This window comes from Flavobacteriales bacterium, from assembly GCA_020635855.1.
GTDB lineage: Bacteria > Bacteroidota > Bacteroidia > JACJYZ01 > JACJYZ01 > JACJYZ01.
This window is the reverse complement of record JACJYZ010000002.1, coordinates 1,090,857-1,106,159: the sequence shown is the minus strand read 5'-3', so window position 1 is coordinate 1,106,159 and position 15,303 is coordinate 1,090,857. Positions and strand designations below refer to the sequence as shown.

The 15,303-nt window shown below is 50.0% G+C and carries 10 protein-coding genes; 3 read left to right on the top strand and 7 right to left on the bottom strand.

The genetic code is table 11. The annotated features are described in order from the left end of the window. Positions 1-71: 71 nt before the first annotated feature. Complete coding sequence (locus H6585_04605; protein MCB9447608.1) at positions 72-2,774, top strand: PD40 domain-containing protein; 2,703 nt, start codon at positions 72-74, stop codon at positions 2,772-2,774. Positions 2,775-2,782: 8 nt separating this feature from the next. On the opposite strand, the gene H6585_04600 is transcribed toward H6585_04605, so the two are convergent. The 7 genes from H6585_04600 to H6585_04570 all read right to left on the bottom strand — a co-directional run bounded on the left by H6585_04600 (position 2,783) and on the right by H6585_04570 (position 11,845). Next, positions 2,783-3,325 (bottom strand): hypothetical protein, encoded by a 543-nt coding sequence (locus H6585_04600; protein ID MCB9447607.1) that lies wholly within the window; start codon positions 3,323-3,325, stop codon positions 2,783-2,785. A 97-nt stretch (positions 3,326-3,422) separates the two neighbouring features. Then, positions 3,423-3,818, bottom strand: coding sequence for a hypothetical protein (locus tag H6585_04595; protein MCB9447606.1), 396 nt, complete (start codon positions 3,816-3,818; stop codon positions 3,423-3,425). A 31-nt stretch (positions 3,819-3,849) separates the two neighbouring features. Then, positions 3,850-5,757 carry a membrane protein insertase YidC gene (gene yidC, locus H6585_04590; protein MCB9447605.1) on the bottom strand — a complete coding sequence of 636 codons (1,908 nt, stop codon included), beginning with the start codon at positions 5,755-5,757 and terminating at the stop codon, positions 3,850-3,852. 86 nt (positions 5,758-5,843) lie between these two features. Beyond that, positions 5,844-7,478, bottom strand: a complete 1,635-nt coding sequence (locus H6585_04585; GenBank protein ID MCB9447604.1) for a CTP synthase — start codon at positions 7,476-7,478, stop codon at positions 5,844-5,846. Positions 7,479-7,615: 137 nt separating this feature from the next. Further along, entirely contained in the window at positions 7,616-9,928 is a 2,313-nt protein-coding gene (locus H6585_04580; GenBank protein MCB9447603.1) for a TonB-dependent receptor, read from the bottom strand. 131 nt (positions 9,929-10,059) lie between these two features. Continuing rightward, positions 10,060-11,064: a DNA polymerase III subunit delta gene (gene holA, locus H6585_04575; protein MCB9447602.1), complete on the bottom strand. Its 1,005-nt coding sequence runs from the start codon at positions 11,062-11,064 to the stop codon at positions 10,060-10,062. 10 nt (positions 11,065-11,074) lie between these two features. Further along, positions 11,075-11,845: an AMP nucleosidase gene (locus H6585_04570; protein ID MCB9447601.1), complete on the bottom strand. Its 771-nt coding sequence runs from the start codon at positions 11,843-11,845 to the stop codon at positions 11,075-11,077. Between H6585_04570 and H6585_04565 the strand changes: the two genes are divergently transcribed. Both H6585_04565 and H6585_04560 read left to right on the top strand, forming a co-directional pair. Further along, entirely contained in the window at positions 11,844-12,335 is a 492-nt protein-coding gene (locus H6585_04565; protein MCB9447600.1) for a type I restriction enzyme HsdR N-terminal domain-containing protein, read from the top strand. The two genes, H6585_04570 and H6585_04565, sit on opposite strands and share 2 nt — an antisense overlap. A gap of 53 nt (positions 12,336-12,388) precedes the next feature. Further along, entirely contained in the window at positions 12,389-15,235 is a 2,847-nt protein-coding gene (locus H6585_04560) for a S8 family peptidase (GenBank protein MCB9447599.1), read from the top strand. The last annotated feature ends 68 nt before the right edge of the window (positions 15,236-15,303 follow it).

The window sequence follows — 15,303 nt, the reverse complement described above, 5'->3', positions numbered from 1 at the left end:
CCAATATTTCTTTTAACTGTCACCGAAAAGCATTAGTTTAGCTTTAGTGTGCTGACACCAATAAGAATCGCGTGAAAAAAAGCTTCCCACTCCTTGCTTTACTGGTCATTTCAGTGGCCCGCTTCTCCCCGGCATACGCTCATGACGGGGAACATCCTGTAAGTCCGCCCCTGCTGGATGGCTTTCATCTTTACGGCGGGGTTGGCTTGCTGCACAACTACGGGGAAATCAAGGAACACCGTCTGATTCCGGTGCGGCGACACATGAATGAAAACATGCCGGGCTTTACTTTTTCGCTTCAAAAAAACCTGACGCGGGCGGTTTCTTTAAAAGGCATGCTGTTGTTCGGGCAGTTGCAAGGCACCAAAAGGGAACTGACCCTGGTAAGCGATGTGGTGACCCGGGGAGCCTATTTTCACAGCCACGTTTCCGAAGCAACGTTGGGTGTTCACCTCGACTTCGAGCGATTGTTCATGCCCTGGGTGTTGGATCCGTTCCGCAAATGGCGGTTCATGGGATACACCACCATCGGTTTCACCCGGTTCCAGAGCCAGATCTATTCCCTGAAAACCAAGGAGGCGGTCAAGAACCTGCAAAAGGGAATTGCCAACACCGGAAAAACAACAGAAGTGGTTGTCCCCGTTGGACTCCAGGCAGGATACCGCATCGGGAACAACTTCGAAGCCAACATTGAATTCTCCCTGCGCTTCATGGGTACCGACAAACTTGATGGATGGATTGAACCCAGCAGCCATAACGACAAGTACTCGTTCGTAGGACTCGGCCTCACCTATTCATTCGGGCCGAAGAAAAACCTGGTGAACAAAGAGGCCGAAAAAGTCAGCCATAACTTCTCCGTACAGGACATCATGAAGATGTGGAAAGCCCAGAAGGCGTTCAAGGAAAAGAACTATGTGGTGGGGCTCGCCCTTTACCAGGAATTGTACAAGAACAACCAGAACAATGCTTTCCTGAACTACCGGATCGGGCTCTCTCACCTGAACCTCAAAAACTCCCAGGAATCCATCTCATTTCTGCGCAGGGCCCACCAATTAGACCCTTACGTGGATCCTGAGATCCACCTGAAAATGGGCCAGGCTTTTCATCAGGAAGGTGAACTGGACAGCGCCATGACGCAATACCAACTTTATCGTCAGCTGATAAATCCCGACAAACTGGATGAAAACATCGTGAATACGTACATCAGCCAGGTATGGTATGCAAGGGAACAAATGGCCAAACCCGTTGATGTAACGATCCGAAACCTCAGCGACAAGATCAACACACAGTACCCGGAGTACTCTCCCTCTGTAACAGCTGATGGAAAAACGCTGATCTTCACCAGCCGGAGACCCAATACCACAGGGAAATCCATCGACATCAACGACCACGGTTATTACGAAGACATTTACATTTCCCACTTCAATGACAGCACACATGCATGGAACCAGGCGGAAGGCATCAAAGGTGCCCTGAACACCGACTACCATGACGCCGCCCTGAGCATCTCACCCGATGGCCATGACATTTACGTGTATAAGAACACGCCCAACCGCACACGCAGCGGCGACATCTTCGTATCACACAAAGGGGAAACAGGCAGGTGGTCGGCCCCGGAAAATCTAGGAAAAGACATCAACTCATCTTATTTTGAAACCGCTGCCAGCGTAACACCCGACGGAAAAACGCTGTACTTTGTCAGTGAAAGGAAAAACGGTTACGGTCGCGGTGATATCTACAAGAGTTACCGGGATGAGAACAACGTACGCCACGTAGAGAATCTGGGACCTGTGATCAATACCTCGGAAGACGAGATCTCCGTCTACATCCACCCTGACGGCAAGACCCTTTACTTCTCATCACGCGGGCACAAAGGTATGGGGGGCTACGACATCTTCCGGTCCGTGTATGAGAACGGTCAGTGGTCAGAGCCCGAGAACCTGGGATATCCGATCAACACCACCGACGACAACGTGCATTTCATTCTCACCACCGACGGAAAGAAAGCGTACTACGCCAGCGTGGAGAAAGACGGTCTGGGAGACAATGACATTTACGAAATCGACATGTCACGCTATGTGTTGCCGAGCCAGATGAACAACCAGGTGAAACCTGAAAAGGTGGAACTTGCCATCCTGGAAGGACAGGTCAAAGACAGCCAAACCGGCAAACCGGTGAACGCGGAAATGGTTATCGTCGACGAGGAAACGGGCGAGAAGGTGGCTTCTTTCCAGGCCGGGCAGAACGGCATGTACTTCATGACACTGGTGGCCAACAAACCCTATAGGATCTCCCTCAACCACGAACTCTACCTGGAAAAGAAAACGGAGATATCAACCGAAGTCCCCGAAGATACCGTAATGACCTTTGTCAGCGACTTCATGCTGGAAAGGAAGGAAAAACTTCCGGATGATGTGACACCCGAACTGTTTGAGGTGAAGAACATCCAGTTCAAGTTTGAGAAGGGCAGTTCAAAACTGGTGATCATTGACAGTTCGGTTGCGGAACTGAACAAACTGATCGATTACATGAAACGGGTGAAAAGCTTCACCATAGAGATCAGTGGGCATACCGACAACAGCGGAAGCCCGGAGTTCAACTACAAACTCTCAAAGGAAAGAGCACAGGTGGTGGGTGATTACTTCTCCAAAAACGGCATTGAAAAAGGCAGGATATTGGTGCAGGGATTTGGTGCCGACAAGCCGGTTGCAGACAACCAAACGGAAGAAGGAAGATCCAAAAACCGGCGTGTGGAAGTCCGTATCGTGGAGTAAGTGTTGCGTCAGTCCTGACTGCTGGGAATCCGTATCCATTTCACATCCTTGAGCACATCGTCAATGTACTGCTCGAATGACCTCAACTCTCTGGGACCCTGGTAGCGATTCACAATGGCTTTGTCTTTCCCGTCAAAATGGCAACGTGTTTCAGTGGACGGCAGGTCGGTGACATACTCATTGTCGTACTTATCCTCCATCTCAAAATACCCCACCTCATTTGCGTATTTTTTGATGTCTTCCAGTTTGGATGCAGGCAAATGGGCATAGAAAAACCCAACCGTATCCGTAAACCGCTTGGCGTCATACGTGGCATAACCACTCTGGTAAATCAGTACCTCGTACATCGGACAACGACCGAAACAAGCACCCCTCCTGAGGCGTGCAAATACGGAATCACCGTCTTGCACCTGATCTTTGACCTCCGTTGTTTCCGAACCTTTTGAATCATCCGGCTTGTCGCCCGAAGTCATTCCCTTTTTTCCGGAACCGCATGCCGCCATCAGCGCCACGCCCATAATCACCAACCAGTTGTACATATGCTTTTTCATAATAATAAAATTGGCTTTACCCACCTTGAACAAGAATGATTCCAATATCTGCTTTTAAGCGGGCTTATGCAAAACAAAATGGGAAGCACGGTGGATTTCAAAGGAAGCTCTTCAACCAACGGATGGCATCTCCTTTTTCATTTGCCCCGTAGAATTTGGTGGGTCTTACCGGAGATACTACGTTCACATAAAACCTGGCCAGAATGCGCTGAGGCAATGAATGCAAAATAAAGGCATCGGCAATGGTCAGGCGATTGGCCTCTTCACTACCCATGTATTTGAGCACCTGGAAAGAGGTAGTAGCAAAATCTTCGGCAATGATCAGGTTACAACAAGGTGATCCGCCGGTCGCCTCCTCAATGGCATCCTCTAGCATCTTCACATCTTCAACCTGGATGTAACACCCCTTGGCAATGCGTATTTCAGCAATGCCGGGTTCAGGAAAAGACAGGTTTATTTTGCCCGTTTTACGGAGTTTTTCTTGTACGCGCACACCTTAAGTTTCAAGAAATGACGAGGCAATATCAACGCTTGGGTGGCTGATATCCCCGTTGCTTCATCATCTCATCCATTCTTTCCTGGAACTTCGATTTTTTCTGGGAAGCAGGCTTCTTTTTGTTTTCCTGGATCTTTTTGTGGATCGCATCATCGTCAACAAAACGCCTGAATATCTGCTGCTGCAGGAAAGTAATCATGTTGGACAAGAAGTAATAGTACGTCAATCCGGAAGAATAGTTATTCAGGAAACCCATGAAGAAGACCGGCATCACATACATCATGATCTTCATCTGCTTGCCCATCTGGTCATTGCTTCCGTATTGCCCCGTGTTGTACTTCATGGTGGCAAAGATCGATGCGGTCATTAATAAGGTAAACAGACTGACATGATCTCCGTATCCCGGAATGTGAAACGGCAATTGCAAGACCGAGTCGTAGGTTGACAGATCTTTGGCCCAAAGGAACGGCTGCTGCCTGAGTTCGATGGACGCCGGGAAGAAGCTGAACATGGCGTACAGGATCGGCATTTGCAAGAGGGTTGGGATGCAACCTCCAAGGGGGTTTACTCCGGCCTGCCGGTACAGCGCCATGGTGGCCTGCTGCTTTTTCAGTGTATCTTCCGGTTTGAACTTTTTGCCCAGTTCCTCGATGTCCGGCTTCAGCACACGCATTTTAGCGGAAGACAAATAGGTGCGATAGGTAAGCGGAAACAGGAGCGACTTGATAAGTACCGTAAGCAACAGGATGATCAATCCATAGCTGAGATCAAAACTATCCAGGTAATTGAACACGGGGATCACGAGGAATTTGTTCACCCACTTAAACACGCCCCATCCGAGATAGATGATGTTCTCCATTCCCACATCCAGATCCTTCAGCGTCTTGTAGTGATTGGGACCGAAATAGAACTGGAATGCATGGTTCTCCGAAGCTTTGTGGTCATACGGAATACTCATTTCCGCCTTGAGGGTCTTCAGGTATTCGGCATGTATCTCATCATCGTCTTTTTCTTCAAAGGGCTTTACTTCCACGGACAGGGGTTTGTCCAACCCTTCCTTGCTCATCAGGGCTGCCGTGAAGAACTGAGATTTCATGGCCACCCATGAGGATTTGGCTTCAAGGTCTTTCTGGTCTTCCTTGGTGGTGCTGAGGTGATCGGTTTCACCATCTTCCATGTAGTGGTAGTAAACGCTGGTATTCCTGCGTTCGGTTTTGACATTTTTTTCCTGGCGGGGGGCATCGAATTCCCAATTCAGGTCTACAAAGTTGGTATTGGCTGCAATCACCTGGTCAAGCCCCACCATGTTGATATTGAAATCAACCACATAGCTACCGCCGGTGAGTCCATAGGTATATTCGATGTACTTTCCCTGGCCTGCCGAAGCGCGGAAAGAAATGGAATTCTTTTCACCGGCATTCACCGAAAAACCATCGCTACCCGGTGTGAAATACAAATCGTTGGTGGCAATCACACGGGTGCCTGCGGCAAAGCGCATGTTGAAAGATGACCTGTCCGGTGTGAACAGGTAGAGCGGAAGCGAATCGTAGGTATGATATTCTTTCAGCTCAGCGGAGACCATGCGACCTCCCCGGGTGGAGATCACCAACCTCACCTTGTCATTCTCAATGGTGATCAGCTTCTCCTCTCCCACAGTTGCATCGGCAAACACACCAAACTCATTCTGACGGAGGATGGCTTTCACACTGTCAGAAACTGTGGTGTCCTGTTGAACAGCGTTGCTGTTTGCTTCAGGTGTAAGGGAGTGCTGTTGCGCCGATTCCTCGGCCAGTTTCTTTTCTTGTTCTACCGCTGCAATACTGTCCTGGCGGCTCTTCTGAGCTGCCAGCTCCTCTTCGCTGGGTCGGTTCATGATGCTGAACACGACCATAATCAATCCGATCAGCGTCAGACCGATGATACTGTTTCTATCCATTCGCTGCTTTCAAGGCATGAAAAAATCAGCGCCAAAGATAACCAAAATGAAAGAAGATCGGGGGAATAGAGAGGCAATATCCGAAATTACTTCTCAGATACTTTTTCACGTTTACTGGAAACGCCTTTCTCAATAGCCGCCTTCACGAAATGAACAAACAACGGATGCGGGCTTTCAACTGTGCTTTTGTATTCGGGATGGAACTGCACACCTACGAAGAACGGATGCGACTTCAATTCGATGATTTCCACCAGCCCCTCATCGGGATTGATCCCGGAGGCCACCATGCCGGCTGCTTCGAACTCCGACAGGTATTCATTGTTGAACTCGTATCGGTGGCGGTGCCTTTCACGCACTTCCGGAGCGCCGTAAATTTTGGCTGCCAAAGTATTCTTCACGAGCCGACAAGGGTAAGCCCCCAAACGCATGGTACCGCCTTTCTTGGTCACCGTTTTCTGGTGTTCCATGATATCGATCACCGGGTGCGACGAATGGGCTTCCATTTCGGTTGAGTGCGCATCAAGCCCGAGCACATTCCGTGCAAACTCCACTACGGCGCACTGCATACCCAGGCAGATTCCCAGGAATGGGATTTGTGTTTCCCTTGCGTACTTGATGGCGAGTATCTTTCCATCGATCCCGCGGTCACCGAAACCGGGTGCCACCAGGATCCCTTTCAGGCCGGAAAGCTTGTCGGCCACATTGTCTTCATTCAGGTCTTCCGAATGCAACCATTTGATATTGACTTTGCATTCATTGGATACACCGGCATGGATAAAGGCCTCAGCGATGGATTTATAAGAGTCTTTGAGTTCAATGTATTTTCCGACCAGGCCGATGGAAACTTCCGTGCGCGGGTTCTTCAGGCGTGTCACGAATTCCGTCCAGCGGGTCAAATCCGTTGCGCCACGTACGGGCATTTTGAGTTTTGCCAGCACCACTTCATCAAGCTTTTCAGAACGCATCAGCAGGGGCACATCGTAGATGGTTTCAGCGTCGAGCGACTCTATCACCGCTTCCTTGCCGACGTTGCAAAACAGGGCCAGTTTGTTGCGAATGTCTTCCGTGATATGCCTTTCACTGCGGCAAACAAGAATATCGGGTTGCACACCTGCTGCCTGCAGTTCTTTCACCGAGTGCTGGGTGGGTTTTGTTTTCAACTCGCCGCTTGCGGCCAGGTAAGGAATCAGGGTCAGGTGAATCACCAGGCAGTCGTCTCCCATTTCCCAGTTCAGCTGGCGAACCGCTTCTATGTAAGGCAATGATTCGATATCACCAACTGTACCGCCGATTTCTGTGATCACAAAGTCGAATTTACCTGTATTACCCAGGTGCTGGATACAGCGTTTGATTTCATCGGTGATGTGCGGAATCACCTGAACGGTTTTCCCCAGGTAAGCGCCTTCCCGTTCCTTGTTAATCACATTCTGGTAGATGCGACCGGTGGTTACGTTGTTCGCCTGTGAAGTGGGTACATTCAGGAAGCGTTCGTAATGACCGAGGTCGAGGTCGGTCTCCGCTCCGTCGTCGGTTACATAGCATTCCCCATGCTCATAGGGGTTCATTGTACCGGGATCAACGTTGATGTAGGGATCGAGTTTCTGGATGGTAACTGCATAATCGCGGGCCTGCAACAGTTTCGCCAGGGAGGCTGAAATGATGCCTTTTCCAAGCGATGAAGTAACTCCACCCGTAACAAAAATGTATTTCGTGCCCGCCATTCGATCCTAGGTTTAACGACGGACCCAAAGGTAATAATTATCCGTGAGTTAATGGCATACGATCCGGCAATTCCGGGCATAAAAAACAAAAAGGCCCTGCAGGAAAACTTCCGCAGGGCCCGTCAGCATAACGCTGATCAGAAACTCATGTTCAATCCGAAACTCGGCATGAATGGAAGCTGGTTCACCCTTTCGTACCGAACCCGGTCGAAGTAAAAAATGTTCTCCCGGTTATAAGCGTTCGTGACACCCAGAATCATTTCCATTTCCGCACGTTCCCCAATATAGAACTTGCGCTTCACCGTCACATCCAGGCGGTGGTAATAGGGTAAACGCCCGCCGTTCAGTTCGCCATAATAGATTCCGAGTTCTTCATTGGAAGACACATAATCGGTGTTGATGCCATCCTGAAAATTCTGTTTGGGGAAGAAGCCACCGGTTTGCGTGAACGGGAATCCGGATCCCAGGTTCCATCGGGCATTGGCTTCGTAGTTCAGTTTCTTTCCAAAGGTATAGGAAGCCACCAGGTTCACATTGTGGCGGCGGTCGAAGTGCGGACTGTACGATTGCACGTCATCATGCCGGGTTACTTTTCCGAGTGAGTACACCGCCCAGATGTACATGCGTTTGAAATCGTACTTCACCAGGAAGTCGACCCCATAGGCCTTGCCCCTTTCGATGATGAAATCTTTTTTCAAGGCATCCGGTTTGTCGGCGTTGTCGCCATCGTCATCAAACACCTTGTTGCGGTTGAGGTTGGTCAGTTGGTTGAAATCCTTCACATAACCTTCCACGTTCAGATCCAGGTGCTCGCCCAGGTCGTATTCAAACCCGGCGATCAGGTGACGTGCTTTTTGCAGGTTGTGCTTCACATCCTTGCCGTCAAACGTCTTCTGCAGGTTGTCCGGACCCGACAGGAATCCGTAAAACAGATTCACTACATCCCGGTCGGAGGTAGCGCTGATCAGGTTTTGTGAGTAAAAACCACCTGCAAATTTCAACCTGAGTTTATCAGACACCATGTACTTTCCACCCAATCGCGGTTCCGGGGAGAAGGTCGATAGGGATGCATAATAGTGTGCCCTGAAACTGGGCTCCAGCAGGAACTTCTCGCGTGCGATCTTGTACCGGACGAAGCCTGCCAGCTCCGTGGTATTCTGTTGTTGTTCGATCTTACGCCCTACGCTGTTGGTGAAATTGAAATCGGTTTTGAATCCAAGCACATCCACCCCGTATTTGATCTCATCTTTGCCCGGATAGTACGTGAAATTCAAGCCCAGGTTGAATCCGTTGATCTCACTTGTCCGCGGTTTGGCATCCGCTTCGGCCAGGGAGATTCCATAATCCGAATAAGAAACGTGACCACTGATGAGGGTTGGGGATGCGCCGGGAATGAGAATGAAGTTGCTTCCGAAGCCCGAAGCTTTCCAGTCAAGATCTGACACGAACTGATAGTTCACCTTATCCCGGAAGTTGAATCCGAACAGGTTCAGCTTGCTGCCGTTACTTGAGTTCAACGACACCTTACCGTACAGGTCGGTGAAGTTGTAAGGCAAGCCACCTGTGTCAATATAGGTGTAGAGCAATTTCGAACTCTCTTTCAGGTATGAATTCTTGGCTGAGAAGATAAAGGAAGATGAACCTCCGTTCTCCGTTTTGCTCTTCACGATGGGTCCCTCGATCAGTGCTTTTGAGTTGAAGGTTCCGGCCGAAACCTTCCCGCTGATGTTCGACTTGTTTCCGTCGCGTGTGGTGATGTCCATCACAGACGAAATCCTTCCGCCATAATCTGCGGGAAAGCCCCCGGTGTACACATCCACATTCCGAAGGATGTCTGTATCGAACACCGAGAACAAACCGATGGAATGAAAAGGATTGTACACCACCATGCCGTCAAGCAGCACCACATTCTGGATAGGCGTACCTCCACGGATGTAGAGCTGTCCGCCCTGGTCTCCTGTGAACACCACACCTGGCAGAATCTGCAGGTACTGCGCGATATCCGGTTCACCGCCAATGGTCGGTATATGTTTGATTTGTTTCGGGGTGATGGTTTCAACCGCCACATCCACTTCCGTGGTTTTCTTCAGGGCCTCCTGAGAGATAACCACCGTACCCAGACGGATGTCCTGTTTCTTTAGGTAAGCATTCTGGTTCACAATCTGGCCGTTTCCAACCTTGATGTTCACACGCACGGTATCGAATCCGATATAGGAAACACGCAGGGTGTAATCTCCGGTAGGCAATTTGGTGATGTTGTAGTACCCGTTCACATCAGTCGCGATTCCGTACGTGGTACCTTCCAACACCACATTGGTGAAGATCACCGGCTCACCCGATTCTTTCTCGTACACAAAGCCACGAACACTTCCGGTCTGGGCCAGCGAGGCGGAAACAGATACCAGCAATAGCAAACAAGCAGCAATGAAATTCTTTTTCCTGTTTTTCATAACAAAAGATGACACGGGGAGTTAGGCCGCCCAAAGATATAAATATGGCACAGAAAACCAGGAAAAAAGGGGAATCGATTCACCAAATCGAATAGAAAGTTCTGGCAAGGTAAGGATTGCAGCGATACGGGTCAAGCGTGCATCAACCGCCAAACCATTTCCTGCAGCAGCTCTCCCTGGCTGTTGCTGGCATTGCCCACACCTTTCGACTTGAGGTCATAATCACGCAGGATGCGAATGGCATCCCGGGTTTGTGACGGGTTGAAATGCTTCGCGTAGCGTTCGTAATCTTTCAGGAAATACGGGTTCACCCTGAGCGCGGCAGCCAGTTCATTCCGGGGTTTGCGCTTGTGCACGTGGTACAACAACAATTTGCTGAAGAAATAGTACAACGAGCCCATGGTCAACACCATCGGATGTTCCTTCTCATTGCGCGCAAAGTAGTTCACGATCTGGTTTGCTTTGGCAATATTGCCTGTACCAATGGCCTTTTGAAGCTCAAAGCTGTTATAATCATTATTGATTCCGATGTAACGTTCGATCAGTTCGGGTGTGATCTGGTGGTCCGGAGGATCGGTGATGATCAGCTTCTGGAGTGCATTGTGAATCCTGTCGAGGTCGGTACCCAGGTATTCGGTCAGCAAAACGGTGGCCTTGGGAGTAATGGTGAATTTCCGCGCAGCCAGGTACCGTTCGATCCAGTCGGGCACCTGGTAATCCCTGAGTCGTTCGGCAACAAAAAGCACCCCTTTTTTGTCAATGGCCTTCACATAACTTTTGCGTTTGTCGGGGTTCTTGTACTTGTAGCAGAATACAAGGATGGTGGTAGACTGTGGCTTTTGCATGTATGATTCCAGCACCTCCAGGTTTTTCAGGTGTTGTGCTTCCCTTACAATCACCACCTGGTAATTCGCCATCATGGGAAAGCGCTTGGCTTCCACCAAGACCGCATCCATGCTGGTATCCCTGCCATACAGGATGGTTTGATTGAATTCCCGTTCCGACTCGGTCAGTACATGTTCGGCAATGTAGTTCGATATCTGATCAATGTAGTAAGGCTCCTCGCCGGCCAGGAAATAGACAGGGTGGTAGATTTGCTTTTTGAGGTCACCTAAGATCTGATCGAATTTCTTCATGTGCTTCGGCTTAGAACTTCAGGTGCCTTACGGTGAGTCCGTTGTTGATGAGTTCCTTCAACGACTCAATGCCGATGGCAAGGTGTTCTTTAACAAAGTTCTCCGTCACCGCCTTGTCGCTGGCTTCGGTTTTCACACCTTCGGCAATCATGGGTTGGTCTGACACAAGCAACAACGCGCCAGTCGGGATCCGGTTACGGAAACCCACAGCAAAAATGGTGGCTGTTTCCATATCGATGCCCATGCACCGGATCTTTCGCAGGTAATTCTTGAATTCATCATCATGTTCCCACACCCTGCGGTTGGTGGTGTACACGGTTCCCGTCCAGTAGTCCCTTTGATGGTTGCGGATGGTGGTACTAACAGCTTTCTGCAGGTTGAATGCGGGCAACGCAGGTACTTCCGGAGGAAAGTAATCATTGGATGTACCTTCCCCGCGGATGGCTGCGATGGGCAGGATGAAATCACCCACAGCATTCTTCTTTTTCAGTCCGCCGCACTTTCCCAGGAACAAACAGGCCTTGGGAGAGATGCCTGTCAGCAGGTCCATGACGGTAGCGGCGTTGGCACTTCCCATTCCGAAATTGACCATGCTGATGCCATCGGCTGTTACGGTTGGCATCGGTTTATCCCAGTTCACATCATTCACCCCATGAAGCTCCGCAAACAGTTCAAGGTAATGATTGAAATTGGTCAGCAGGATATAACTCCCGAATTCCTCAATGGTTTTACCGGTATATCTGGGGAGCCAGTCCTTAACGATCTCTTCCTTTGTTTTCATGGATCAACAATCAATGTACAAACCTATTACTTTTACGGTCAACATGGAAACGGTACTGCCACTTTACATATTCCGTACCCGGGTTCAAAACGGGCAGGAGCAGATCTTTGATCCGGTACGTAAAAAGTTCATTGCATACACCCCGGAAGAAACCGTGAGACAAAGATGGATCCGTTACCTGAGCGAGGAAATGCAATTCCCTATTTCCCTGATGTCGGTTGAAAAGAAACTCGCATACAACCAACGCACCAAGCGCAGCGACCTGGTGGTATACGATCTTTTCGGAAAACCGATACTCTTGCTTGAATGCAAGGCTCCGGAGGTGACCATAACCGAGGGTACCTTCCAACAGGCTGCCATGTATCACGCAACACTTCAGGTCAGTTATCTTCTGCTATCCAATGGTGCCCATCATGTGTTGTGTCACAAGTTACCGGAAACCGGCCAGTGGCAATTTCTTCGCAAGCTACCGGCCTACCCTGAATTGTGAAGCCCGGATTGTAAAAACGGATAACCATTGCGGGTTAATTTCGTATACCGGCCATGATCCGTTTCCGTCATGGCATGACACACATCCAACGCATTGCATTGACCCTGGCCTGCCTGTTACCGGTTTGCCATGACTCATTTGGCGCCGGCCCTAATCCTGCTGATCCACCGGCATTTTTACCCAAAACCATCATCGTAAAGATGAAGCCGGCATACAGGAATGCATGCAGCACCAACTTCATCGACCTGCCTGAGATCAACAGGTTCTTCAACCAGATCGGCACCAACCGGTCAGCAAAGATTTACCCCGATAAGAACCCGCAAAGCGGAACCGGGAAAAAATTTCCGGACAAAAAAGTAGATCTCTCATTGATCTACGAAATCACATGGACCGCCAACATGTCCGTTGATGAAGTAAGAAAAAAACTTCAAGCCACCGGCCTGGTGGAATATGCAGAACCACATAACTTACCGCAATTGCTGTTCACTCCGAACGACCCCAACCTTCCATCTCAATATGAGCACCCGCTGCTTCAATCATTTGATGCATGGGACATCAGCCAGGGAGATACTTCCGTGGTGATTGGCATTTCGGATACAGGAACCGACATCGACCATGAAGACCTGGTAAACAACATCAAGTACAACTATTTTGACCCCATCAACGGCGTGGATGACGACGGAGACGGATACATCGATAACTACAGAGGATGGGATCTGGGACAGAACGACAACGATCCTTCAAGCAACGACGTCGGCAAACACCACGGGGTATTCGTGTCCGGACTTGCGGCTGCCAGCACAAACAACGGACTGGGTATGGCCGGGGCAGGATTCAATTGCAAGTTCATGCCACTGAAGATCACCGATGCCAACGGGTACCTGACCAAAGGATACGAATCCATCATCTATGGTGCCGATCACGGATGTGATGTAATCAATTGCTCATGGGGAACAAAAGGCGGTAACAGTGCATACGAACAGGATGTCATCAACTATGCAACTTACAATGAAGATGTGGTGATGGTAGCAGCAGCCGGTAACGACAATGACCCTATTCCCTTTTATCCGGCATCCTACCAAAATGTACTGTCGGTAGCAGCCACCAACAACATGGACGTTAAGTGGGGCGGTTCTTCCTACGGAACCCTTGTTGATATTTCGGCACCCGGCGACCAGGTATACAGCACGTGGAACGGTGACGGTTACATCATATCCAGCGGCACATCCTTCGCAAGCCCGATTGTTGCAGGATGCGCAGCGCTTGTCAGATCATACTACCCTGACCTGAATGCGTCCCAGATCGCTGCATTGCTTAAAAGCACAACAGACAACATCGATACCATAGCCGGTAACACAGCCTATGCCGGACTGATGGGTACCGGGCGTGTCAACTTATTCAAAGCTTTGTCTACTTCCGGCTCACCCGCCATCGAACTGGATCACGTAGACATCGATGACGGCTACGACGGGATGTGGAATTCAGGAGATACGCTTGACATGGTGGTAACCGTCACCAATTTCCTGGCACCGAGCGGTCCGCTCACCCTCAACCTCAGCACCCAGTCCATCGACGCAGAAATATTCATCGACTCTTCAGGCATTGGCCCCCTGGGAACAGAAATCAGCGGCGACAACCAATCATACCCTTTCCGTATTAGAATCAGTGACAGCGCAGCATCCGGGGGCACCATCAACTTCAAACTCCTCATCAGCGATACTTCAAGCTACCAAACCTACGCGAACTTTTCCATCGACATCAACCTCGACTACCTGAACCTGACGGAAAACAGGCTGCATACCACCATAAGCTCCACCGGCGACATCGGCTACCGCAATCCTTACCAACAAAAAGGCATCGGTATATCCAAAGATGACCAGGCCAACATGGTTTATGATGCAGGGTTCATGATCGGTCGCAAAGGAAAAGTATCAGACAAACTGATCGGATCAATCAGCAGCCTGTATGATGCGGACTTTTCCATCCTGCAATCCATACGGGTTATCCCGTCATCCTTACGCGCCGACCATGAATCGGTAGCCAGGTTCGACGATTCGAATGCCGGCGCACCGCTATCGGTGCAAATCACCCAACGAAGCCTGGTTTACACCACCTCACCGGACGACAGTTATGTGATTCTGGAATATGTTGTAACCAACAAGGGAGCCACAGATCTTGATAGTGTGTATGCGGGGATTTTCACCGACTGGGACATTCAAAGCAACGACAAGAACCGGGCGGAAACAGATTCAGCGAAGCGAGTCGGTTACGTGCAGAACATTCAACCGGGTGGATGGTATGGAGGCGTGAAGGTTCTTTCATCCACCAAGTTCAACCATTATGCCATCGACAACAACCCAACAGGCAGCGGCGGAGTAATTGTGTCGGATGGATTTTCACCGGCAGAGAAGTTCAAGGTGATATCGCAACCGCGCAACCAGGCAGGAACAGCGTTGGGTGGTGGCGATGTAATCAGCGTTGTTTCCAGCGGACCGTACGATATTCCAAAAAACGACAGCGTGACCATTGCCTTTGCCATTCTGGCGAACGAATCCCTGGAAGGATTGCTCGAGAACGGCCAACGGGCGCAGCTTAAATACGACCCCACACTAACCGGCATATACGATACCAAGGGAGATGACCATACACCCCGTATCACCGCCTTCCCCAACCCCGGGAACAACATCCTTCGCATATCATCACAGGATCAACACCCCATCGTTGCGGTAGAAATCCTCGACATGAACGGAAAGCTGGTCTGCGCTTGGCCTCACCTGAAGCCTACCGGCACGACGGTTACACTCAGCCTGCCGGATCTCATCCCGGGTGCCTACCTGATCCGCACGCAGGACGCCGACGGAATGTCGTCATTCACACGCTGGATAGCTGCCGGCAAATGATGCGTAGGCACGGATTGCATTGCATATCAGGGTCAAATGTGGTAGCTTAGTCGCGAGTCTCCCCGAAT